This window comes from Ideonella flava, from assembly GCF_051857595.1.
GTDB lineage: Bacteria > Pseudomonadota > Gammaproteobacteria > Burkholderiales > Burkholderiaceae_C > Ideonella.
Genome location: NZ_JBPZHD010000010.1, coordinates 296,537 through 319,262 on the forward strand (window position 1 = coordinate 296,537; position 22,726 = coordinate 319,262).

General features: G+C 68.4%; 24 protein-coding genes. 11 read left to right on the forward strand and 13 right to left on the reverse strand.

The features are described from left to right. Positions 1 to 6: 6 nt before the first annotated feature. Genes ACS5PM_RS22705 through ACS5PM_RS22715 form a run of 3 tightly spaced genes read right to left on the reverse strand, consistent with a single transcriptional unit; the run spans position 7 to position 5,797 of the window. Positions 7 to 1,386, reverse strand: a complete 1,380-nt coding sequence (locus tag ACS5PM_RS22705; RefSeq protein WP_439389978.1) for a hypothetical protein — start codon at positions 1,384 to 1,386, stop codon at positions 7 to 9. Further along, positions 1,383 to 1,868 carry an HIT family protein gene (locus tag ACS5PM_RS22710; RefSeq protein ID WP_439389979.1) on the reverse strand — a complete coding sequence of 162 codons (486 nt, stop codon included), beginning with the start codon at positions 1,866 to 1,868 and terminating at the stop codon, positions 1,383 to 1,385. The genes ACS5PM_RS22705 and ACS5PM_RS22710 overlap by 4 nt, the downstream gene beginning before the upstream one ends. After that, entirely contained in the window at positions 1,865 to 5,797 is a 3,933-nt protein-coding gene (locus ACS5PM_RS22715; RefSeq protein ID WP_439389980.1) for a DUF3683 domain-containing protein, read from the reverse strand. The genes ACS5PM_RS22710 and ACS5PM_RS22715 overlap by 4 nt, the downstream gene beginning before the upstream one ends. Positions 5,798 to 6,118: 321 nt before the next feature. Here ACS5PM_RS22715 and ugpB point away from each other — a divergent pair, with 321 nt between their 5' ends. Genes ugpB through ugpQ form a run of 5 tightly spaced genes read left to right on the forward strand, consistent with a single transcriptional unit; the run spans position 6,119 to position 11,017 of the window. Then, on the forward strand, positions 6,119 to 7,429 hold the full coding sequence (gene ugpB, locus ACS5PM_RS22720) for a sn-glycerol-3-phosphate ABC transporter substrate-binding protein UgpB (protein WP_439389981.1): 1,311 nt from the start codon (positions 6,119 to 6,121) through the stop codon (positions 7,427 to 7,429). 23 nt (positions 7,430 to 7,452) lie between these two features. Then, positions 7,453 to 8,337 (forward strand): sn-glycerol-3-phosphate ABC transporter permease UgpA, encoded by an 885-nt coding sequence (gene ugpA, locus ACS5PM_RS22725; protein WP_439389982.1) that lies wholly within the window; start codon positions 7,453 to 7,455, stop codon positions 8,335 to 8,337. A 7-nt stretch (positions 8,338 to 8,344) separates the two neighbouring features. Beyond that, the gene (gene ugpE, locus ACS5PM_RS22730; RefSeq protein WP_439389983.1) at positions 8,345 to 9,193 is read left to right on the forward strand and encodes a sn-glycerol-3-phosphate ABC transporter permease UgpE; all 849 of its coding nucleotides are present in this window, start codon (positions 8,345 to 8,347) and stop codon (positions 9,191 to 9,193) included. A 13-nt stretch (positions 9,194 to 9,206) separates the two neighbouring features. Further along, positions 9,207 to 10,271 carry a sn-glycerol-3-phosphate import ATP-binding protein UgpC gene (locus ACS5PM_RS22735; protein ID WP_439389984.1) on the forward strand — a complete coding sequence of 355 codons (1,065 nt, stop codon included), beginning with the start codon at positions 9,207 to 9,209 and terminating at the stop codon, positions 10,269 to 10,271. Further along, entirely contained in the window at positions 10,268 to 11,017 is a 750-nt protein-coding gene (gene ugpQ / locus ACS5PM_RS22740) for a glycerophosphodiester phosphodiesterase (RefSeq protein WP_439389985.1), read from the forward strand. Before ACS5PM_RS22735 ends, ugpQ begins: the two co-directional genes overlap by 4 nt. A gap of 2 nt (positions 11,018 to 11,019) precedes the next feature. On the opposite strand, the gene ACS5PM_RS22745 is transcribed toward ugpQ, so the two are convergent. Continuing rightward, positions 11,020 to 11,724, reverse strand: a complete 705-nt coding sequence (locus tag ACS5PM_RS22745; RefSeq protein WP_439389986.1) for an SDR family oxidoreductase — start codon at positions 11,722 to 11,724, stop codon at positions 11,020 to 11,022. Positions 11,725 to 11,812: 88 nt separating this feature from the next. Next, a complete protein-coding gene (locus ACS5PM_RS22750) occupies positions 11,813 to 12,409 on the reverse strand; it encodes a TetR/AcrR family transcriptional regulator (protein WP_439389987.1) in 597 nt (198 codons plus the stop codon). Between the two features lie 139 nt (positions 12,410 to 12,548). Here ACS5PM_RS22750 and ACS5PM_RS22755 point away from each other — a divergent pair, with 139 nt between their 5' ends. Beyond that, positions 12,549 to 13,733 carry a choice-of-anchor tandem repeat GloVer-containing protein gene (locus ACS5PM_RS22755; protein WP_439389988.1) on the forward strand — a complete coding sequence of 395 codons (1,185 nt, stop codon included), beginning with the start codon at positions 12,549 to 12,551 and terminating at the stop codon, positions 13,731 to 13,733. Positions 13,734 to 13,769: 36 nt separating this feature from the next. On the opposite strand, the gene ACS5PM_RS22760 is transcribed toward ACS5PM_RS22755, so the two are convergent. Continuing rightward, a complete protein-coding gene (locus ACS5PM_RS22760; protein WP_439389989.1) occupies positions 13,770 to 15,065 on the reverse strand; it encodes an MFS transporter in 1,296 nt (431 codons plus the stop codon). A gap of 392 nt (positions 15,066 to 15,457) precedes the next feature. Here ACS5PM_RS22760 and ACS5PM_RS22765 point away from each other — a divergent pair, with 392 nt between their 5' ends. From ACS5PM_RS22765 to ACS5PM_RS22785, 5 genes are read left to right on the forward strand one after another with little or no spacing between them, the layout of a single operon-like run. Then, entirely contained in the window at positions 15,458 to 15,784 is a 327-nt protein-coding gene (locus tag ACS5PM_RS22765; RefSeq protein WP_439389990.1) for a hypothetical protein, read from the forward strand. 29 nt (positions 15,785 to 15,813) lie between these two features. Continuing rightward, complete coding sequence (locus ACS5PM_RS22770; protein WP_439389991.1) at positions 15,814 to 16,248, forward strand: polymer-forming cytoskeletal protein; 435 nt, start codon at positions 15,814 to 15,816, stop codon at positions 16,246 to 16,248. A 36-nt stretch (positions 16,249 to 16,284) separates the two neighbouring features. Beyond that, complete coding sequence (locus ACS5PM_RS22775) at positions 16,285 to 16,818, forward strand: bactofilin family protein (protein WP_439389992.1); 534 nt, start codon at positions 16,285 to 16,287, stop codon at positions 16,816 to 16,818. Beyond that, positions 16,796 to 17,140, forward strand: a complete 345-nt coding sequence (locus ACS5PM_RS22780; protein ID WP_439389993.1) for a hypothetical protein — start codon at positions 16,796 to 16,798, stop codon at positions 17,138 to 17,140. The genes ACS5PM_RS22775 and ACS5PM_RS22780 overlap by 23 nt, the downstream gene beginning before the upstream one ends. A 1-nt stretch (position 17,141) precedes the next feature. Beyond that, complete coding sequence (locus ACS5PM_RS22785) at positions 17,142 to 17,558, forward strand: bactofilin family protein (RefSeq protein WP_439389994.1); 417 nt, start codon at positions 17,142 to 17,144, stop codon at positions 17,556 to 17,558. A 13-nt stretch (positions 17,559 to 17,571) separates the two neighbouring features. Here the strand turns inward: ACS5PM_RS22785 and ACS5PM_RS22790 are convergent, their stop codons facing one another. The 7 genes from ACS5PM_RS22790 to ACS5PM_RS22820 form a co-directional block, all read right to left on the reverse strand. Further along, positions 17,572 to 18,306 (reverse strand): amino acid ABC transporter ATP-binding protein, encoded by a 735-nt coding sequence (locus tag ACS5PM_RS22790; protein ID WP_439389995.1) that lies wholly within the window; start codon positions 18,304 to 18,306, stop codon positions 17,572 to 17,574. Further along, the gene (locus ACS5PM_RS22795) at positions 18,303 to 19,025 is read right to left on the reverse strand and encodes an amino acid ABC transporter permease (protein ID WP_439389996.1); all 723 of its coding nucleotides are present in this window, start codon (positions 19,023 to 19,025) and stop codon (positions 18,303 to 18,305) included. The genes ACS5PM_RS22790 and ACS5PM_RS22795 overlap by 4 nt, the downstream gene beginning before the upstream one ends. Before the next feature lies 1 nt (position 19,026). Beyond that, positions 19,027 to 19,725 (reverse strand): amino acid ABC transporter permease, encoded by a 699-nt coding sequence (locus ACS5PM_RS22800; protein WP_439389997.1) that lies wholly within the window; start codon positions 19,723 to 19,725, stop codon positions 19,027 to 19,029. 21 nt (positions 19,726 to 19,746) lie between these two features. Continuing rightward, on the reverse strand, positions 19,747 to 20,574 hold the full coding sequence (locus tag ACS5PM_RS22805; RefSeq protein ID WP_439389998.1) for an ABC transporter substrate-binding protein: 828 nt from the start codon (positions 20,572 to 20,574) through the stop codon (positions 19,747 to 19,749). Positions 20,575 to 20,669: 95 nt separating this feature from the next. After that, on the reverse strand, positions 20,670 to 21,899 hold the full coding sequence (gene argJ, locus ACS5PM_RS22810; RefSeq protein ID WP_439389999.1) for a bifunctional glutamate N-acetyltransferase/amino-acid acetyltransferase ArgJ: 1,230 nt from the start codon (positions 21,897 to 21,899) through the stop codon (positions 20,670 to 20,672). A 120-nt stretch (positions 21,900 to 22,019) separates the two neighbouring features. After that, a complete protein-coding gene (locus ACS5PM_RS22815) occupies positions 22,020 to 22,205 on the reverse strand; it encodes a hypothetical protein (protein ID WP_439390000.1) in 186 nt (61 codons plus the stop codon). After that, positions 22,202 to 22,534: a hypothetical protein gene (locus ACS5PM_RS22820; RefSeq protein WP_439390001.1), complete on the reverse strand. Its 333-nt coding sequence runs from the start codon at positions 22,532 to 22,534 to the stop codon at positions 22,202 to 22,204. Before ACS5PM_RS22820 ends, ACS5PM_RS22815 begins: the two co-directional genes overlap by 4 nt. Between the last annotated feature and the right edge of the window lie 192 nt (positions 22,535 to 22,726).

Consider the following 22,726-nt stretch of genomic DNA (forward strand, 5'->3'; position numbering starts at 1 on the left):
GGTAAGTCAGCGCAGGCCGATGTCGAGCGTGCCTTCGGCAGCACCGTCGGCCACCCCCAGCATCACCATCAGCGGGTCGTTCTGCGCCACGAAGATAGGCGCGGAATCGGTGGAGCGATCGCCGCGGCGAAGGCCGGCGGGCCCGGCATTGGTCAAGGCGCTGAGTTCGGACGTCTCGTTCACGGTCGTGCCGTCCGTCGCCGTGCCGCTGAAGGCGTAATGGCTGTCGGTCAGAGTGCTCGTGCCCCAGAGCGCGCGGGTACTGCTGACGGCAAAGGTGCCACCCGCCAGGCCACTGGTGTCGACCAGTCCCACGCGGAACTGCCGGCCCGACTCGTCAGCAGCATCCTCCGAGCGCAACAGGATGTAAGACGAACCTGAGCGAGCGAGGCGGAAGTGGATCGCATCGTCGTGCACCGAGTCGACCCCCCGGATCTCGGTGCCCACCACGGCCAGGGTGTAGCTGGCCAGCGCCTGGGTGGGACACAGGGCCACCGTCACCGGGACGGGTGCCAGGCACACCTGAAGCACGCCGTTGCCGAAGGTGGCAGGCGTGACCACCGATTCGAGGCTGTCGTTGCGGCGCAGATTGATGCCGAGCAGATTGAAATTCGTGCCGACCAGCGGGGCGTACTCGGTGGTGAAGGTGCGCGAGGCCACGAAGGGGCGCACGCCGTGGTCATAGATGTGCGTGCTGCCGGTGAGATTGAAGTCGAAGCCTCCGACGATCAAGCCTTCGCTGTTCAGGCGGAACTTCGAGGCGCCGGCGATGACGTAGTCGACGCCGTTGGCGTCGAGGGCGAAAGTGCCGGCCTGCACGACCTGCTGGCCCTCCATGGCCCAGGACTTGTTGTTGAAGTCCAGCGTCAGGACGTACTGGCGGCCGTTGCTTGCGTAGACGGTGTAGTCGCCGTTGCGCAGATCCTCGGCAATCGTCGTCGACTCTCCGGTGTTGTCGCTGTGGTCGGTGTCGGCCGCGGCCTCGACGATCATGGCGCTGGTCACGGGACCGATGATGTCGGCGGCACCGGGCACCTCGATCGTGAACACGAGGCCGCCCCCGACGGGGAAGCTGGCGAGCGACATCGACTCGCCCAGCGCCGCCGGGCAGGCAGCGCCGCCGGTCGACGCACAAGTGATGGACCCGATGGCCGGCGCGCCGCTCAGATGGTGCACCAGCGTCACGTCGCTGGCCGCGGCCGGACCGGAGTTGGTGACCGTGATCGTGAAGGTGATGGTTTCGCCGGCGTTCACCGTCTCGGGCGACGAATTGGTGACGGCCAGGCTGGCATCGCTGCCGAGATCGGGACTGCCGTCCGAGCCCCCGCAGGCAGACAGGCCGATGGCCACGGTCAGGGCTAGCAGGGCACGGGCGACACGAATCATGGTGCGGGCGTTGGATGAGCGGATGACCCGATCCTAACCAAGCGCGCCGGCAAACCCGCGAGCATCGCCTGCACGGACTGATCAACCATCCTCATTGGCTTCGCGAGGCGTTCGCCGGCAGGTGGCGCCGGATCGCGCTGGCGCACGCCCCAGATGGGTTGCGGGAAGTGGCTGTCATCCGCGAAACGTGCGATGACGTGCCAGTGCAGATGCGGCACGGCGTTGCCCAGCGACGCGAGGTTGATCTTGGTCGGAGCCAGCGCTTCGCGCAGAACCTGTTCGACCCCGGCGACCGCCTCCATGCAATACAGGCGATCGGGAAGCGACAGATCGGTGAACTCCGCCACGTGCGTCCGCCAGACCACCCGGTAGAACGCCGGATAGTCCGGCGCATCCAGCACCCGCAGGATGCGCAGGCGATCGTCGGCCGCCACCTCGATCCAGGCCGTCGAGCCGGTGGCAGAGCACAGCTCGCAGCTCATACCAGCACCCGCTCGATGCCGCCGGCGTTGGCGCGGGCCACGTAGTCGACCATCCAGTTCTCGCCCAGGATCTTGCGCGCCATCTCGACCACGATGTAGTCGGCCTCCAGCAGGCCGTTCTGCAGGTCGCCCTCGTAGCGCGACAGGCCCTGCAGGCAGCTGGGGCAGGAGGTCAGGATCTTGAGATCCTCCTTGGGGCCCAGCGCTCCGCTGCCGCGCAGCTCGGCCTCGGCCTTGCGGATCTCCTCTTCCTTGCGGAAGCGCACCTGCGTGGAGATGTCGGGTCGCGACACGCCCAGCGTGCCGGATTCGCCGCAGCAGCGTTCGCTCTTGACCACGCCCGCGCCGATCAGGGCCCGGACGGTCTTCATCGGCTCCTGCAGCTTCATCGGGCTGTGGCAGGGGTCGTGGTAGAGGTAGGTGGCGCCACCGCTGCCGGCATCAGGCAGCGTGATGCCCTTCTCGAGCAGGAACTCGTGGATGTCGACGATGCGGCAGCCCGGGAAGATGTCCTCGAACTTGTAGCCCTGCAGCTGGTCGTAGCAGGTGCCGCAGGAGACGACCACCGTCTTGATGTCGAGGTAGTTCAGCGTGTTGGCCACGCGGTGGAAGAGCACCCGGTTGTCGGTGATGATCTTCTCGGCCTTGTCGTACTGGCCGGAGCCGCGCTGCGGGTAGCCGCAGCACAGGTAGCCCGGCGGCAGCACCGTCTGCACGCCCGCCTGCCAGAGCATGGCCTGGGTGGCCAGTCCCACCTGGCTGAACAGGCGCTCCGAGCCGCAGCCGGGGAAGTAGAACACCGCCTCCGTCTCGGGCGTCGTGGAGGCCGGGTCGCGGATGATGGGGACGTAGTTCTTGTCCTCGATGTCCAGCAGCGCGCGTGCCGTCTTCTTGGGCAGGCCGCCGGGCATCTTCTTGTTGATGAAGTGGATCACCTGCTCCCTGATCGGGGCGGCCCCCACCGTGGCCGGCGGCGCGCTGGACTGCTTGCGGGCGGCGAGCTTGAGCACGTCGTGGGCGATGCGCTGCGCCTTCATGCCCACGTCGACCATGGCCATGCGGGCCAGCTTGATGGTCTGCGGGTTGGTCGCGTTGAGCATGAACATCGCCGCGGCATTGCCCGGCCGGAAGCTCTTCTGCCCCATCTTGCGCAGGAGGTTGCGCATGTTCATCGACACGTCGCCGAAGTCGATCTTCACCGGGCAGGGCGAGGCGCACTTGTGGCAGACCGTGCAGTGGTCGGCCACGTCCTCGAACTCCTCCCAGTGCTGGATGGACACGCCGCGGCGCGTCTGCTCCTCGTAGAGGAAGGCCTCGACCAGCAGCGAGGTGGCGAGGATCTTGTTGCGCGGGCTGTACAGCAGGTTGGCGCGCGGCACGTGGGTGGCGCAGACCGGCTTGCACTTGCCGCAACGCAGGCAATCCTTGACCGAGTTGGCGATCTCGCCGATGTCGCTCTGCTGCATGATGAGCGACTCGTGGCCCATCAGGCCGAAGCTGGGGGTGTAGGCGTGGCTGAGGTCGGCCTCGTGCACGTCGGCATCGCCTAGCGCGGCCAGGGCCTGGCCGCGCAGCAGCTTGCCCTTGTTGAAGCGCCCCTGCGGGTCGACGCGCGACTTGTAGGCCGCGAAGCCGCCGATCTCGTCGTCGGTGAGGAACTCGAGCTTGGTGATGCCGATGCCGTGCTCGCCCGAGATCACGCCGTCCAGCGAACGGGCCAGCACCATGATGCGCGCGACGGCCCCGTGCGCTGTCTGCAGCATCTCGTAGTTGTCGGAATTGACCGGGATGTTGGTGTGCACGTTGCCGTCGCCGGCGTGCATGTGCAGCGCCACCCAGACGCGGCCCTTGAGCACCTGCTGGTGGATGCGCTTGCATTCCTCGACGATGGGCGTGAAGGCGGCACCGGCAAAGATGCCCTGCAGGCTCGCGAGCACCTGGCGCTTCCACGACGCGCGCAGCGAGCCGTCCTGGATCTGGTCGAAATAGCTGCGCTGGTCGTCCGGCTGGACGATGTCCAGGCCCTGCAGCCAGCCCTGCCACAGCCCGCGCACATCACGCACCAGCGCCAGCGCCTGTTGCACCCGGTCTTCCAGCAGCTCGGCGCTGGGGATCTCGCCGGCGTCGTCCGTCTTGCCCAGCGGCAGGTTGCCCTTGAGGAAGAAGGCCTCGAGCCCGTCGAGCAGCGCCAGCTTGTTGTGGAGGCTGAGCTCGATGTTGATGCGCTCTATGCCCAGCGTGTACTCGCCCATGCGCTCCAGCGGAATCACCACGTCTTCGTTGATCTTGAAGGCGTTGGTGTGCTTGCTGATGGCCGCGGTGCGCTTGCGGTCCAGCCAGAACTTCTTGCGCGCATCGGCCGAAACCGCCACGAAGCCCTCGCCCGAGCGGCCGTTGGCCAGCCGGATGACCTCGCTGGTGGCGCGGGCGACGGCGTCAGGGTCGTCGCCGACGATGTCGCCCACCAGCACCATCTTGGGCAGCGTGCCGCGCTTGCTCTTGGTGGTGTAGCCCACCGCCTTGAGGTAGCGGTCGTCGAGGTGCTCCAGGCCGGCCAGGATGGCGCCACCCTCGCGCTTGGCCTCGGCGAACATGAAGTCCTTGATCTCGACGATGGACGGAACGCACTCCCTCGGGTTGCCGAAGAACTCCAGGCACACCGTGCGCGTGTGCGCCGGCATGCGGTGCACGATCCAGCGCGCCGAGGTGATGAGGCCGTCGCAGCCTTCCTTCTGCACGCCCGGCAGGCCGGCGAGGAACTTGTCGGTCACGTCCTTGCCGAGGCCCTCCTTGCGGAAGACGCGGCCCGGGATGTCCAGCCTTTCGGTGCGCTCCAGCTTCTTGCCCGAGGCGTCGTAATGGCGCAGCTCGAAGCTGGCCACCTCCACGTCGTGGATCTTGCCGAGGTTGTGGTTCAGGCGGACCACCTCGAGCCACGTGGCCTCGGGCGTCACCATGCGCCAGCTGGCCAGGTTGTCCAGCGCGGTGCCCCACAGCACGGCCTTCTTGCCGCCGGCGTTCATGGCGATGTTGCCGCCGATGCAGCTGGCTTCGGCCGAGGTGGGGTCGACGGCGAAGACGTGGTTGCCGCGCTCGGCGGCATCGGCCACCCGCTGGGTGACGACGCCGGCCTCGGTCCATATCGTCGCGACCGGCCGCTCCAGCCCGGGGAGCGCGACCATCTCGACCTCGGTCATCGCCTCGAGCTTCTCGGTATTGATGACGGCGCTCTTCCAGGTCAGCGGCACCGCGCCGCCGGTGTAGCCGGTGCCGCCGCCGCGCGGGATGATGGTCAGGTCCAGCTCGATGCAGGCCTTGACCAGGCCGGCCATCTCGGCCTCGGAGTCGGGCGTGAGGACGACGAAGGGGTACTCGACGCGCCAGTCGGTGGCATCGGTCACGTGCGAGACGCGCGACAGGCCGTCGAACTTGATGTTGTCCTTGGCGGTGTGCCGGCCAAGGGCCTTGCGGGTGCGCTGGCGCAGGGCCGCCACCTCGGCGAAACGCCCGGCAAAACGCTCGACGGCGCCGCGTGCCGACTCCAGCAGCTCGCCGACGAAGACATCGCGCTCGGCGTCGTCGCCCGGCGTCCTTCGCTTCTCGATCTCGGTCAACCGATGGTGCAACGCACTGATCAGCAGGTGGCGGCGCTTCGGGTTGTCGAGCAGGTCGTCTTCGAGGTACGGATTGCGCTGGACGACCCAGATGTCGCCCAGCACCTCGTAGAGCATGCGGGCGGAGCGGCCGGTCCGGCGCTCCTCGCGCAGGCGATCCAGGACGCCCCAGGCGCGCGGGCCCAGCAGGCGCAGGACGATCTCGCGGTCGGACAGCGAGGTGTAGTTGTACGGAATCTCCCGCAGCCGCGGGGCCGCGGCGGCGGTGTTCTGCAGCTCATTCGCATGCAGATTCAGGGGGATGGGAGCGTTCATCGGCCTGGGGCGAGCCGGCGGCAAGGCCTTCGGTGGGCCTGTCCCGCCGAGAGTGGAAATCACGCGGGAGCGCCAGGGTATGACGCAGGCCTCATGTTACCGCAGGGCTGCCCGGGCCCTGGGCTTGCGGGGCTTGTGCGCCGGCATCGATGCGGCGCCCGATCGGAGCCGTCCGTCGCGGACGCCGGGCCGACGCGGTCCAGGGACTCGCGAGGGCTTGCCCTAGTGCCACGGCGCAGGGGCTTGTGACAGAAACCGGACTGTCACACGGGCCGGCCACACTGCCGGGCTCGGTTCGTGTCCTCAACCCCCGGAGACCCCATGCGTCCACTGCTTGCCGCCACCCTCGCGACCACCCTGATCGCGGCCACCGGATCTGCTCGAGCACAGGTCGAGGTGCAGTGGTGGCATGCGATGACCGGCGCGCTCGGCGAGCGAGTCACCGAGATTGCCAACGGCTTCAACTCCTCGCAATCGGCCTACAAGGTCGTGCCCGTCTACAAGGGCAGCTACCCCGAGACCATGACCGCGGCCATCGCCGCCTATCGCGCCGGCAACCCGCCGACGATCGTGCAGGTGTTCGAAGTGGGCACGGCCACGATGATGTCGGCCCAGGGCGCGATCAAGCCGGTCCAGCAGTTGATGAAGGAGGCCGGCCAGCCCTTCGACTCCAAGGTCTACCTGCCGGCGGTGGCCGGCTACTACACCGACCGCAAGGGCAACATGCTGTCGATGCCGTTCAACTCCTCGACGCCGGTGTTCTACATCAACCAGGATGCCTTCAAGAAGGCCGGCCTGGAGCCCAAGGCGCCCGCCACCTGGAAGGAGTTCGGCATCGTCGCGGGCAAGCTCAAGGCCAGCGGCCAGGCCTGCGTCTACACCACCGGCTGGCCGGCCTGGGTGCACGTGGAGAACTTCAGCGCCTGGCACAACCTGCCCATCGCCACGCTGGAGAACGGCATCGGCGGCCTGAAGACCGAGTTCAAGATCAACTCGCCGGCCCACGTGGCGCACGTGCAGATGCTGGCCGACTTCGCCAAGAACGGCTGGTTCACCTACGCGGGCCGCAAGAACGAGGCCGAGGCCAAGTTCTTCAGCGGCGAGTGCGCGATGCTGACCTCCAGCTCCGGAGCGCAGGCCAACATCCGCAAGAACGCCAAGTTCGCCTTCTCCGTGAACATGCTGCCCTACCACGACGAGATCGCCGGCGCGCCGCAGAACTCGATCATCGGCGGCGCCAGCCTGTGGGTGATGGGCAAGAAGTCGGCGGCCGAGTACAAGGGCGCCGCGCAGTTCCTGAACTACCTGTCCAGGACCGACCTGCAGGCCAAATGGCACGAGGACACCGGCTATGTGCCCATCACCGTCGCCGCCTACGATGCCGCCCGCAAGGCCGGCTACTACGACAAGGTGCCGGGCGCCGACATCGCCGTTCGCCAGCTGAACAACAAGCCGCCGACCGCCAACTCCAAGGGCCTGCGCTTCGGCAACTATGTGCAGGGCCGCGAGGTCATCGAAGAAGAGATGGAAGCCGTCTTCGCGGGCAAGAAGTCGGCCCAGGCGGCGATGGACGATGCCACGCGCCGTGGCAACGAACTGCTGCGCCGCTTCGAGGCCACGGCCAAGGAATGAGCCGCTAGCGCCGGGCGCCTCCCATGGGTCAACGCGTGGCCTTCGGCAGCCGCTGGCTGCCGTACGTGCTGGTGCTGCCGCAGATCGCGGTGACGCTGGTCTTCTTCTTCTGGCCGGCGCTGCAGGCGCTCTGGTACTCGTTCCAGCTGCAGGACCCGTTCGGCGAGAGCACCGAGTTCGCGGGCCTGACCAACTTTGCCGCGCTGGTGCATGACGGGGCCTACCTGGCCTCGTTTCAGACCACCGCCTTGTTCAGCGTGCTCGTCGCCTCTCTAGGCATCGCGATCTCGCTCGGCCTGGCCGTGCTGGCGCACCGCGTGACCCGCGGCACGATGGTCTACCGCACGCTGCTGATCTGGCCGTACGCCGTGGCCCCGGCGGTGGCCGGGGTGCTGTGGGCCTTCATGTTCGCGCCGTCGATCGGCGTCGTGAGCTACGTCCTTCGCCAGCTGGGCGTCGACTGGAACTGGGTGCTGCGCGGCGACCAGGCCATGCTGCTGGTCGTCATGGCCGCGACCTGGAAGCAGATCAGCTACAACTTCCTGTTCTTCCTCGCCGGGTTGCAGGCCATCCCCCGGTCACTGATCGAAGCGGCGGCCATCGATGGCGCCGGCCCGGTGCGGCGCTTCTGGACCATCGTCTTCCCGCTGCTGTCGCCCACCACCTTCTTCCTGCTGGTGGTGAACATCGTCTACGCCTTCTTCGACACCTTCGGCGTGATCGATGCCACCACCGGCGGCGGCCCGGCCCAGGCCACCAACATCCTGGTCTACAAGGTCTACACCGACGGCGTGAAGTCGGCCGACCTGGGCGGCTCGTCGGCCCAGTCGGTGATCCTGATGATCATCGTGATCGCGCTCACGGTGGTCCAGTTCCGCTTCGTCGAGCGCAAGGTGCAGTACGGGTGAGGGCCGGATGATCGAGAACCGCAAGGGCCTGGACCTGCTCACCCACGTGCTGCTGATCGCCGCGGTGGCCGTGGTGGCCTTCCCGCTGTACGTGACCTTCGTCGCCTCGACGCGCACGCTGGACGAGGTGCTCACGGTGCCCATGCCGATGACGCCCGGCAGCCACCTGCTCGAGAACTACGTGCAGGTGCTGACGGGCGGCTCCACCCGCGGGGCCGGCGCTCCGGTGGGCCGCATGATGCTCAACAGCCTGGCCATGGCGCTGATGATCGCGATCGGCAAGATCGCCATCTCGATCATCGCTTCCTTCGCCATCGTCTACTTCCGCTTCCCGCTGCGGCGCACCTTCTTCTGGATGATCTTCGTCACCCTCATGCTGCCGGTGGAGGTGCGCATCATCCCGACCTTCAAGGTGGTGTCGGACCTGTCGATGCTGAACTCCTACGTCGGCCTGACGCTGCCGCTCATCGCCTCGGCCACCGCCACCTTCCTGTTCCGCCAGTTCTTCATGACGGTGCCGGACGAGCTCACCGAAGCCGCGCGCATCGACGGCGCCGGCCCGATGCGCTTCTTCTTCGACGTGCTGCTGCCGCTGTCGGCCACGTCCGTCGCGGCGCTGTTCGTCATCCAGTTCATCTACGGCTGGAACCAGTACCTCTGGCCCCTGCTCATCACCACCGACGAGTCGATGTACACGACGGTCATCGGCATCAAGCGCATGATCGTCGGCGGCGATGCGCTGACCGAGTGGCCGCTGGTGATGGCCACGGCGATGCTGGCCATGCTGCCGCCTGCGCTCGTGGTGCTGCTGATGCAGAAGTGGTTCGTCAAGGGCCTCGTCGACGCCGAAAAATAGAACGCACAACCCCATGGCCAGCATTTCGCTTCGCAACGTCGAGAAGACCTACGGTCACGGCGCCCATGCCAACAAGGTGATCCACGGGGTCAATGCCGAGATCACCGACGGCGAGTTCATCGTCATCGTCGGCCCCTCCGGCTGCGGCAAGAGCACGCTGCTGCGCATGGTGGCAGGGCTGGAAGAGATCACCGGCGGCGAGATCGCCATCGGTCCGCGGGTGGTCAACCGGCTGGAGCCGGCGGAACGCGACATCGCGATGGTCTTCCAGAACTACGCGCTCTACCCCCACATGAGCGTCTACGACAACATGGCCTACGGGCTGAAGATCGCCAAGCGCCCCAAGGCCGACATTGACGAGCGGGTGAAGAAGGCCGCGCGCATCCTGGAGCTGGGCCACCTGCTGGACCGCAAGCCGCGCCAGCTCTCCGGCGGGCAGCGCCAGCGCGTGGCGATGGGCCGCGCGATCGTGCGCCAGCCCCAGGTCTTCCTCTTCGACGAACCGTTGTCCAACCTGGATGCCAAGCTGCGAGCCCAGACGCGGCTCGAGATCCAGAAGCTGCATGCCGAGCTGAAGGTGACTTCGCTTTTCGTCACCCACGACCAGGTCGAGGCCATGACGCTGGCCCATCGCATGATCGTGATGAACGCCGGCGTGATGGAGCAGGTGGGCACGCCGGAGGAGGTCTACGCCCGCCCGGCCACCACCTTCGTCGCCAGCTTCATCGGCTCGCCGCCCATGAACCTGTTGACCGGCGAGGCGAGGCCCGATGGGTTCGCGCTGGGCGATGTCGTGCTGCCCCTGCCTCGGCCCGCGCCCCAGGCGGGGCCGCTCACGCTCGGCCTGCGACCCGAGCATGCCGAGATCCGGCCCGAGGGCCGCTGGGCGTTGCAGGTCGAGCTGGTCGAAATGCTGGGGGCCGAGCGCCTGGTTCATGGCCGCCTGGGCAGTGCCGCCTTCACGCTGCGGATCCCCAGCACCGATCGCGCGCCCGTCGTCGGCGAGCGCCTGGCGCTGGCCGCATCGCCGGATCACCTGCACTGGTTCGACCGCGGCAGCGGCCGCCGCGTGGGATGACGTCCCCTGCCCTGCCCGATTGGCCCCATCCGCGCTGGATAGCCCACCGCGGCGCCGGCAAGCTGGCGCCCGAGAACACGATGGCGGCCTTCCGCCTCGGCGCTTCGCACGGCTACCGGGCCTTCGAATGCGACGTGAAGCTTTCGGCGGATGGCGTGCCCTTCCTGCTGCATGACAGCACGCTGGAGCGAACCACCAACGCCACCGGTCGTGCCGCGGATCGATCGTGGAGCGAGTTGTCCCTGTTGGACGCCGGCAGCTGGCACAGCCCGGCGTATGCGGGCGAGCCGCCCGCGAGCCTGGCAGCGGTCGCGGCCTGGATGCGCGGCAACGGCCACTGGCTGGATCTGGAGATCAAGCCGACCGAAGGCGACGAGGAGCGCACCGGCCGGGTGGTGGCGGCCGAGGTGGAGCGGCTCTGGGCAGGCAGCGACAGGCCTCCCTTGTTGTCGTCCTTTCGTCCCGAGGCACTCGCCGGGGCCCGTGAAGTGGCACCGCAGCTGCAGCGAGCCCTGCTGGTCGACAAGGACTGGCCCGGCTGGCTCGACGTGGCCCGGCAACTGGACTGCGTCGCCGCCATCACCAACCACAGGCTGATGGACGCCACGCTGTTCAACACGCTACGGGCGGCGGGTCTGCGAGCGCTGGTCTACACGGTCAACGAACCGCGTGCAGCCGAGGCGCTGTGGGCACTGGGCCTCGACGGCATCATCACCGACGCCATCGACCGCTTCGCTCCGGACTGAGCTCAGCCCCGCTGCGGGAGGTAGCTCGCCGCCTGTGCCGACAAGCCCAGCTTGACCTGCTGCGTCACCTCGTCGGCCAGCACCTCGTCCAGGCCCGACTCCAGGCCGTCGAGGGCTCGTTGCACGATGAGCTCGGGGCTGGTCTTCTGCACGTCCATCGCCCTCACCAGGTCCGTGTCGACGAAGCCCATGTGCAACGCCAGCACTTGCGTCTTCTGCGCCGACAGTTCATGTCTCAAGGCGTTGGTGAGCGACCATGCTGCCGACTTGCTGGCCGCGTAGGCCGCCAGCTGGCCGCCGTTGATCCACGAGACGATGGACAGCACATTGACGATCGCCCCGCCGCCCTGGGCGGCGAGTGCGGGGGCGAACGCCTTGCTCATCCGCAGCATGCCGAAGAAGTTCGTCTCGAACTGGCGACGCGCGACCTCTTCGCTGTCTTCGGCCATGAAGGAGCCGACGTGCGCTACGCCAGCGTTGTTGACCAGCAGGGTCACGTCACCCGCCCGCGCGGCCACGGCCGCCACCTCCTCCGGCCTCGTCACGTCCAACTTCAGCGGCACGACGCCAGGCAGGGTGATGGACGCCGGATCACGTGCCGCCGCGTAGACCTTGCGCGCGCCGCGGGCCAGCAATTCGCGAGTGAAGGCCAGGCCCAGGCCGCGGTTGGCACCGGTGACGAGGGCCACGGCGTTGTCGATGTTCATGAAGATCTCCAGGTTGAGGTGAATGAAGGAATATGACGCTTATCATATTCATGGGCGAACGGAACGACGGGAAGGAACTCACGAGATCTCAGGGGGGCGTGGCGTAGGGCTCGTCGTATTGCTGGATGAGCGCCTTGCGGGCAGCGGCCAGCGCTGCGCGGCCTTCTGCCCCATCGCCCAACGCACGCGCCAGCTGCAGAGCCCCGACCAGGGTGCTGGCCACGGCGAGCGCCGCGGACCGTCCTCCGCGCGGGAGGGTCGCGCGCACGGCGCCGACCAGCGCCTGTACGCGTGCCGCCGAGGCCTGGCGCAGTGCCGGCGACTGCCGCGCCATCTCGGAGCCCAGGGCGGCCACCGGGCAACCGGACGCCGGCGCATCGGCATGAGCGGGGTCGAGGTAGGCCTCCACCAAGGCGCGAAAGGCGCTCGCCCCCTGCTCTGTCCCGGCCGCGGCAGCGCGCCCCACGGCGGCGAGGCTGTCGCGCCCCGCGCGCTCCAGCGCCTCTGCCAGCAGGACTTCTCGCGAGCCGAAGTGGGCATAGAAGCCGCCGTGGGTGAGACCGGCCTTCTTCATCACGTCGGCGACGCCGACCCCGTCGTATCCCTGCTGGCGAAGGGCCTGTGAAGCGACCTCGAGGATCCGCTCGTGGGTCTCTTCCTTGCGGGCGTTGGGCGTGCGGCTCATGTGAAACGTCGTTATATGACGATCATCATATTCAACGGTGAGTGCTTCGTCAACCGCCCCAGGTTGCAGGTTCGGTTAGGGATGGATGGCGAGTGTCGAGTTGCCCAGCATGGCGCCCACCCTGTCCAAGGAGGCACCCATGCACGCTGCCCGTCCCATCTCTCGCCGCCAAGCGCTTCTCGGTATGGCCTGCGCCAGCGGCGCCCTGGCCCTGCCCCGTCTCGCCCATGCCCGCCAGACCGCCGCCGGCTGGACCTTCGAGGCCCTGCACGGCTTCACCTGGGACCAAGGCTCCCGCGCCGTGGGCAGCCCGACCTTCGGCACCAATGGCATGCTGTACGGCATCCATGCGGCCGGCGGCGAGCAAGGGCTGGGCACGCTCTACCGCTGGTCGCCCGAGGACGGCAGCTTCGCCGTCGTGCAGAACTTCGCCTACAGCGACAGCGGCCCTTCGGCTCCGGAGTCCGGCCTCGTCATGGGACACGACGGCATGCTGTGGGGCACCAGCTCCTTCGGCGGCGCCGAGTTCCGCGGCACGATCTACACGATGGACCCGTACGAGCAGGTGGAAATGCGCTGCGAGTTCCTCGCCGACAGCAACCTGTTCTCGCCGCAGGGCTCGCTCGTCGAGGGCAAGCCCGGCGTCTTCTACGGCACCACTCGGGCCTCCGTGTTCCGCTTCAACGCCGGCACCGGCAAGCTCAAGGAGCTCCACCGTTTCAACAACGACACCGACGGCAGCGGCTGCGAATCGGCGCTGGTGTTCGGCCCGGACGGGCGCCTCTGGGGCACCAACCCCTTCGGCGGGGCCGGCAACAAGGGAACCCTCTTCAGGATGAACACCGATGGCAGCGGCTTCGAGGTCGTCAAGGCGCTCGACCATCCGTGGGACGGCAGCGGCCCGGGGGGCTCGCTGCTGCTGGCCAGCGACGGCCACTTCTACGGCATCACCTCCGGCGGCGGCGCCTTCAGCCGAGGCGTGGCCTATCGGCTCACGGCCCAGGGCAAGTTCACCACGCTGCATCACTTCGCAGGCGGTGACAACGATGGCGCCTATCCGCGCTGCGCGCTGGTGGAAGGGCCCGACGGTGTGCTGTACGGCACCACCGTCGAAGGCGGGCATGCCCCCCAGAGCTACGGCACGGTCTTCCGCATGAGCCGCAAGGGCAAGGTGACGCTCATCCACCGCTTCGACGGCACCGGCGCCGGGGGGGCCACGCCGGTCGGCGCATTGCGCCTCGGCGCGGACGGCTGGCTCTACGGCACCAACCAGAGCGGCGGCGTGGGCAATGCCGGCGTGCTGTACAGGCTGCAGCCAGCCTGAAACCGGGCCGGCCGGGCCAAGCCCGGCCGGCCTCCATCACACCGTGCCTTCGGCCAGGCTCTCGGCGCCCTGGACACGCGATGGCTGGGGCAGGCTGCGCACGCCGCGGATGGTCGCCCAGCGCCACGCGACCAGCGACAAGAGCAGCGCGGTCACACCCGAGAAGGCCAGCGCCGCGCGCAGTCCGACGTGGTCGCCCAGCCAGCCCCCGAGCAGCGCGCCCGGCCCGGCGGGCAGCAACGTCAGCCACCGCATCGTGCTGGTCATGCGACCCAGCATGGGTGCCGGCGTCACGGCCTGGCGCAAGGCCAGGAAGTTGATGAACACCAGCACAGCGCCCAGGCCGAACAGGCACAGCATCGCGACGAAGGCCGCGACGCCGACCGGCCCCGCCGGTGCCACCGACAGCAGCGCCCAGCCACTGCCACTGATCGCGAAGCCCAGCACCAGGCAAGGCCCGGGGCCGACGCGCCGGCTGATGCGGTCGCCGAGGAGGCTTGCCAGTACCGTGCCCGCACCGAGGCCCACATAGCTCATGCCCACGGCCTGTTCGCCCATGCCGAGAACGCGCGTGGCGAACAGGATCTGCACCACCAGCGCCGCGTGGTGGCACATCTGAAGCGCCCCGACGCATACCGCCAGCGCGACGAGCAATCGCTGGTGGACCACGAAGCGCAGGCCCGCCACCAGATCGGCCCAGAAGGCCGAGGCACCTGCCTTCGCCTGCGGCCGCTCGACGACATGGATGCCCCGCAGGATCAGTGCCGAGCTCACCAGTCCGACGGCATCGACCAGCAGCGCCACCGGGGCCCCCAGCAGCCGGATGAGGGCACCCGCCACGCCCGGCCCGGCGACCTCCGCACCGGAACTCGCCAGGGCGTTCTTCGCATGCGCCTCGACCAGCCTGTCCCGTGGGACCACCTGGGTCAGCACCACCTGCGCGGCCGATCCCGCGACCGTGTAGACCGTGCCGATGGTGAAGGCCACGGCGTACAGCCAGGGCATGGCCAGGCATCCCAGCCACCACGCCAGAGGCACGCTCGCCACGGTGAAGGCCAGCAGGGTCTCGCCCGCCACGTAGACGGGCAGCTTGCGCACGCGATCCAGCCACACGCCGCCCGGCAGCGAGAACAGGATGAACGGCAAGATCTCCATCGCCGTCAGCCGGCCCATCTGCGTCGGCGTGGCCTGCAGAAGGACGGCCGCCGTCAGGGGCAGCGCGAGCATCGTCACCTGTCCGCCCAGGGAGCTGATCAGGATGGACGTCCACAGGCGGCGGTAGACCGCGCCGCGCAGGAGGTCGTCAGGTGCCAGCCGCAGCCGGCTCTTCATGTCTTGGATCCAGGACCTCATGGGTCGATCGACTTTCTCGGCCACGGCGGGCGCCTCGCCTGGGTAAGGCAAGGCCCGCGAGAGCAAAAGGCAGCGAAAGAGGGAGGGGGCCGTTTCCGGTTCTTCCGCCGAGGGGACCCGGCGGAACGCCCGAACTGCAGGGCGAAAAGCCGAGTGCCGCTAGTGCGGGATCACTCCCGCCATGACGACGAACGCGACTGCCGGTCGGTGACCGCAGCAGCGTCGGTTGATGGCGAGGGAGGGCTTCATCGGAAGAAGGCAGGAAGGTACGCGAATGCGAGGGCGCATCCTAGCAGCGGGCCACGGATGCAGGCAAGGCGCAGCGTCGTACAAGGTAGGGAGGCGCGTAACCATCGCCCATAATTCACGCCATGCAGGACCGCGAGGCGATCGATCGCTATTTCACCGAGCAGGTGGTGGGCGAACCCGTCGTCGTCGAGATGGGGCCGAGCACAGGCATCCGGCGCGAGCCGGCGCGCGGCCTGCGCCTGCATCTGCTCGAGGCGCAGGCCGAGCTGCTGGGCCACGCCGCACGGGGCCTGGTCTCGCCGCTGCAAGGCGACGCGGGACTTGGCCAGCCGGTGTCCACCCATGCACTGGCCCGGGCCCGGCGCCGGCTGATGGTGCTGGCCCTGGTGGGAATCCTGGCGCTGTGGAGCGCATTGCTGTGGTGGCTGTTCGAGCGCTTCGCGCGCTGACGCCGGATTAGTCAAACGAGGGCCGAGGATTGCTCGACAAGACGCAGGACACGCTGGTCATCGACCCGGTCAGGATGAACATCGTCAACCGCATCGCGGCGGACACGGTGCTGGCCGGCGACTTCCTCTTCAAGGGCGGCGTGCTGCTGCAGGGCACGCTGCAAGGCGTGGGCGAAATTGCCGGGCGCCTGGTCGTCTGGCACGACGCGCGCCTCATTGGGCGCTTTCGGATCCTCGGCGACCTGTACCTCCTGGGCCAGCTGGGCGAAGCCACCGAAACCGAGGACGATGTCGACGAAGGAACCGAGATCGAATGCCAGGGCACGGCCTATGTGGCCAGCAGCGGCGTCAGCACCGGCACGCTGATCGCCGCAAAACTGCGCATGTATGATGGAGCGGTCCTGCAGGGGCCCTTCCGTACCCTGCGCCATGGCCAGTCGCTGCCCATCCTGCACGGCGACTGACAGATCCGGATTCCCCCTCTGCGCGACCCTTCGACCATGGCCCACGACGACGAGTCCCCCCTGCCGTCCGACGTCAATCCTGACCAGAGCACCGGCGAGCCCAGCGCGCCGGAAGTCCAGGTGCATGTCCCCATGGGGCAGCCGATGCCCGAGGTCGAGCGCGTTCCCACGCTGCTGCCGCGCATGCAGGCGGTGATGCCCTCCGCCGAAAGCGCCTCGCGCGTGTCCACGATCGGCGAAAGCCTGTCGTTCGTCGGCAGCGCGCGCATCGAAGGCTCGCTCACCATCGCCGGCGAAGTGCAGGGCGACGTCGAGCTGCAAGGCGGCACCGGCCACGTGACCATCACCCAGACGGGCACGGTCGTGGGCGACATCCGCGCCCGCAACATCTCGGTGCTCGGCCAGGCCGTCGGCACGCTGGACGCCGCTGGCGGCCGGGTCTCGCTCCACGACACGGCCAGCGTCTCTGGCCGCATCCGCTACACGCACCTTCAGGTCAACGGCGCCGACCTGAACGCCCAATTGGAGCGCGTGCGCCCCGAGGGCGATGCCGGCCGACCCGTCCGCTGAGGACGGCAGCGCGCCGAAGGCGAGCCCGGTGGTCGCCACCAGCGAGGAGCTCCGCCGCGCGGCGCTGGCCCGATCGGCGCAGCGCAACACCCAGGTCGCGCGAAGGCGGCTGCGTGCGCGCTGGGTCGTCTTCGGGCTCTACAAGCTCAGCCTGTGGACGCTGCCCCTGCTGATCCTGGTCGAGCTGTCCTGGGCCCTGTGGTGGCGCGAACACCCCCTGCCCGCCCGGCTGCAAACATTGGTGAACGGGCCTGCCGCCGCCGCAGGCGCTCAGGCAAAATCGCCCTCCGCCCCTGGCCCTACCCCGCGAGGAGAACCCTGACGTGAACGGCTCTGACAACCACCGCGCACCGGCCCGTCTGGTGCCGGCCGAGCAGCTGAACAACATCTCGAGCCTGGTCGCCGAAGGCGCGCAGTTCGAGGGCACCTTCAGCGCCAAGGTCGACCTGGGCCTGAAGGTCGACGGCTGGCTCAAGGGCGACATCCGCTTCGAGACCGGCGGCACCGTGCACGTCGGCGCGACCGGCGTCGTCGAAGGCACCACCATCGAGGCCGACCACGTCCTGATCGAAGGCAAGGTGCGCGGCACCGTCATCGCCCGCAAGACGCTGGAGCTCACCGGCTCGTCCACCCTCCTCGGCGACGCGCTCTACGACGCCCTCATCGACATCCATCCGCGGGCCCGCCTGCGCGGCAAGATCGAGTTCCGCGGCGACATGGACGTGCCCTCGGCGGAGTAGCCTCCGACCGGGCTCACTGAAACGGCGAGCGGATATCCGACAGGAACTTCTGCGCCCGCGGATGCTGCGGGCGGTTGAAAAAGTCCGACGGCGTCGCCTGCTCCAGCACCTGGCCCGCGTCCATGAACCAGACGCGATCGGCCACCTCGCGAGCGAAGCCCATCTCGTGGGTGACACAGACCATCGTCATGCCGTCGCGCGCCAGGTCGCGCATGACGAGCAGCACCTCGCCCACCATTTCGGGGTCGAGCGCGCTCGTGGGCTCGTCGAAAAGCATCAACGGAGGCTGCATGGCCAGCGCACGGGCAATCGCCACCCGCTGCTGCTGGCCGCCCGACAGCTCATGCGGCATCGCGTGAGCCTTGTGGGCCAGGCCCACGCGCTCGAGCAGCGCCATCGCACGCTCGCGCGCCTGCGAAGGCTTCAGCTTGCGCAGCTGGATCGGCGCCAACGTGCAGTTGCCGAGCGCCGACAAGTGCGGGAAGAGGTTGAACTGCTGGAACACGAAGCCGATGTGCGAGCGGAACTCGTTGATGTCCAGCCCGGGCGCGTGGATGTCCTGCCCGCCGATCGTGATGCGGCCCGAGCGGATCGGCTCCAGGCGATTGAGGGTGCGGATCAGCGTGGACTTGCCCGAGCCGGACGGCCCGCAGACCACCACCACCTCGGCCTTAGCGACCTGGCCGGTGATATCGACCAACGCGTGGTAGTCGCCGAACCATTTGTTGACGGACTGCAGTTCGATCATGCGGCGGGCACCGGGGGTTGTTCGGCCGCCGGCACAGCCGTGCGGCGGCGGGCCAGCCGACGCTCGAGCCAGAAGGCCCAGCGCGAAAGGCCGAAGCACAGGATGAAGTAGGTCAGCGCCAGCACGCCGTAGATCTCGGCCGGCTGCGTGAGCACCTGCGCGCTGATCTGCGAGGCGATGAAGGACACCTCGGCCAGGCTCACCACGTAGCCCAGCGAGGTCTCCTTGATCGTCGAGACGAACTGGTTGATCAAGGACGGCAGCATGTTGCGCAGCGCCTGCGGCAGGATCACCAGCCGCATCGCCTGCAGCCACGACAGCCCGCAGGAGCGCGCGCTCTCCATCTGCCCTCTGGGCAGGCCCTGGATGCCGGCGCGCATGATCTCCGCCAGGTAGGCGCCGTCGAAGACAACGAGCGCCGCCAGCATGGTGGCGAACTGGTTGGTCTTCACGCCCGTGAGGCTCGGGATCAGGAAGTAGGCCCAGAACACCACCATCAACAGCGGCGTGCCGCGCACCACGTAGACCAGGCCCATGGCCGGCCAGCGCAACGCTCGCAAGGGGCTCACCCGAGCCAGCGCGAGGGCGACGCCGATGGGAAAGGCCAGCACCAGGCCCAGTGAAGCCAGCAGCAGGGTCAGCGCCAGCCCGCCCAGCGGCCCCTTGGGGTACTGGCCGACCAGGAAGTAGAGCCAATAGTCCTGGATGAGCTCGATCATCTCAGTGCCGCCTCGCGCCCTGGACGCGATGCTCGTAAGCCACGGCCAGACCAGTGATCAGCAGCGAGACGCCGAGATAGGACGCGGTGGCGAAGGCAAAGGACTCGAAGCTGCGGAAGGTGGCGCTTTCCACCTGCTGGGCCTGGTACAGCAGCTCGCCCACGCCCACCACCATCGCCATGCTGGTGTTCTTCCACACGCTCAGGGTCTGCGAGATGAGCGGCGGCACGGTGATGCGCAGCGCCTGCGGCAGCACCACCAGCCGCATGCTGGTGAAGAAGCCGAAGCCCAGCGCACGCGCCGCCTCCAGCTGCTCTCGGGGCACGCTGCGCACGCCGCTGCGAATGTCTTCGGACATGTAGGCAGCGGTGTAGAGCGTGAGCGCGATCACCGCCGCCGCCACCTCGATGTTGCCGCGGTACAGCCACTGCTTCAGGCCCTCGGGCAAGAGCTCGGGCGCCCCGAAGTACCAGAACAGGATGTGAGCCAGCAGCGGCACGTTGCGGATGGCCTCGACGAAGCCGAAGCCGATGCCGGCCAGCAGCCGCGAGGGCGTCATGCGCAGCACCGCCACGACCAGGGCCAACGGAAGGGCCAGCACCAGCGTGCCGGCCGCGAGCTTGATTGACAACCAGAAGCCCGCGACCAGCTGCGCGTGGTACGGCCCCGTCGTCAGCAGGGCCAGGTCGAAATCCGCCATCGAGCGAGCGGCGCGGCCGCGTCAGTCGATCTTGTCGGTCTCGTACTTGAACGGCCGCGACGGGAACTTCATCTTGGTGTCCGGCCCGAACCACTTGGCGAAGAGCTTGTCGGCCTCGCCCGACTTCTCCATGTCGCGCAGCACGCCGTCGACCAGGGTCTTCATGCCCGTCTCGCCCTTCTTCAGGCCCAGCGCCAGGTGCTCGGTGCTGATGCTGGCGGGCAGGATCACGTAGTCCTTCTGCGCCGCGCCGAGCTTGCTGAAATCGTCGATCAGCGAGGTCTCGTCGTTGACGTACGCGACGCCCTTGCCCTGCTGCAAGGCCAGGAAGGCCTGCGGGCTGTTGTCGAAGGAGACGATCTCGGCGGCGGGCACCACCTTCTTGATGTTCTGCTCCATCGTCGAGCCCTTGACGGTGAGCACCTTCTGGCCGGCCAGCTGCGAAGGCTGGGTGATGCCGCTGGCCTTCTTGGTCATGACCTTCTGACCGGTGACAAAGGTCGACAGCGAGAAGTCGATCAGCGCCTCGCGCTCCTTGTTGTGGGTCAGCGAGGCGGCGAGGATGTCGACGCGGCCCTGCTGCAGCTCGGGCACGCGGGCCGCGACGGCGAGCTGCTTGAGCGACGGCTTCACGCCCAGCTTCTTCGCTATCGCGTTGCACAGGTCGACCTCGTAGCCGACGATCTCGCGCGACTTCGGGTCGACGAAGCTGAACGGGTCGTCGGTGCCGAGCACGCCGCAGACGAGCTCGCCCTTGGCCTTGACGTCGGCGACCTGGTCGGCCTGGGCGGCCAGCGGCAAGAGGGCCACCGCAACGGTCGCGGCCAGCAAGCGGATCCTGTTGTTCATGGTCTGCTCTCCTAGGTGGAGAGGCGACTATAGGAGGATCGCACCGACTATGCAGATGCGGTTTCCGCTCGCGCGCCGCGAGCCGCGAGGCTTTCTCAGGACCGGTAGTCGGCGTTGATGCTGACGTAGTCGTGCGAGAGGTCGCAGGTCCAGACGGTGGCGCTCGAGCCGCCGCGGTGCAGGTCCACCCGCACCGTGATCTCGGATTGCTTCATCACGCGCTGGCCGTCCTCCTCGCGATAGGCCGGATGACGGCCGCCTTCGCGGGCGACATGCACGTCGTCCAGGTACAGGTCGATCAGGGCCTGGTCGAGGTCTTCGATGCCGGCGTAGCCGACTGCCGCCAGGATGCGGCCCAGGTTGGGATCGCTGGCGAAGAAGGCCGTCTTGACCAGCGGCGAGTGGGCGATGGCATACGCCACCTGCTGGCACTCGGCCTCGCTGCGGCCGCCATCGATTCGCACGGTGATGAACTTGGTGGCGCCTTCGCCGTCGCGCACGATGGCCTGGGCCAGCTCGCGTGCCACTGCGAACACCGCCGCCTGCAACGCCTGGCCTTCGGGGCTCGCGAGCGAGGTGATGGGCGCGTGGCCCGCCTGCTGGGTCGCGATCAGGACGAAGGAGTCGTTGGTCGAGGTGTCGCCGTCGATCGTGATCCGGTTGAAGGACTCGTCCGCCGCCGCCTTGACCAGGCCAGGCAGCAAGCCCGCGTCCACCACCGCGTCGGTGGCGACGAAGCCGAGCATCGTCGCCATGTTGGGCCGGATCATCCCGGCGCCCTTGGAGATGCCGGTGACGTGCACCTCGCGCCCGGCGATGGTCAGCGTGCGCGAGGCGGCCTTCGGCAGCGTGTCGGTCGTCATGATCCCTTCGGCGGCGCGGGCCCAGTTCGCAGGCGAGCGGTCCGCCAGCGCGGCGGGCAGGCCGGCCTCGATGCGCTCGACCGGCAGCGTCTCCATGATGACGCCGGTGGAGAACGGCAGCACCTGCTCGGGCGCGACGCCCAGGTGCGTGGCGAGTGACGCGCAGGTGCGGCGTGCGCGGGCCAGGCCGTCGGCGCCAGTCCCGGCGTTGGCATTGCCGGTGTTGACCACGATGGAGCGGATGCCCTGGCCGCCGGCCAGGTGCTCGCGGCAGACCTGCACCGGTGCGGCGCAGAAGCGATTGCTGGTGAAGACGCCGGCCACCGCCGAGCCTTCGGCCAGCGTGACCACGACGAGATCCTTGCGGTTGACCTTTCGGATGCCGGCTTCGGCGATGCCCAGGCTCACCCCGGCCACGGGCGCGAGGGACGACGGGTCGGGAGCGGCGAGATTGACGGGCATGGTGGCGTGTCCGGTGAATCGAAGGGTGGGAGCCCGCGATTCTATGGACGCGGGGCGGCCGCACTGGTGGTGCAGCCGCCCCGGTCACTCTCCCTGTCAGCGTCGTTCAGACAGCGTCGTTCAATTGGCGATCGGAAACATCGACAGCACGAGGGCCGCGAGCACCGACATCAGCGCCACCCCCAGCACGACCCCTCCCAGCCGGGCGGCCTTGCGGTCCGCCGCTGCGAGGGCGTGCTCGGGCTGGCCGGTGAGGGCGTCCTCGGGCGCCCAGACGGCCATCTCAGGGGTCAGCAGCGCGTTCATGCCGCCCTCGTCCAGGTGAAGAACTGCTCCTGCATGCGCAGGGGGCCGCGCTGCCAGGCCGCGGGGCGCGCGACCGGCACGCTCTTCTGCTGCGTGCCGTGCGAAAGCTGGATAGCGAGGTGGTTCAGCGTCTGGAAGCGCAGCAGGCGCTCCAGCACGCGCTGCATCGCGACCAGGTGCTTCGACTGCACGGCCTCCTCGGCGGCGCGCAGGCATTCTTCGATGAGGGCGCGGGCGAAGGCGGCGGCCGTGCCGAGTTCGGCGTACTCGCGCGCCAGCTGGCGGCAGCGGGCTTGTTCGGCGAGCAGCATGTCTTCGAGGGTGTTCATGGGCATCTTCCTTCCTGTGATGTGCGGTGATCGGTGCCGTCTCTGTCGGCACCTTGCCTGGAGCGCCGTCGGGATGTCGGCCGGCACGGTGTTCATTGCACTGCGCCGGCCTTCCCGTTTCGATGCACTCCAGGCACTGATCGGCTCAAGACATCAGACGAAAACCAGACGATTGCGCGGCCATCCACCCCC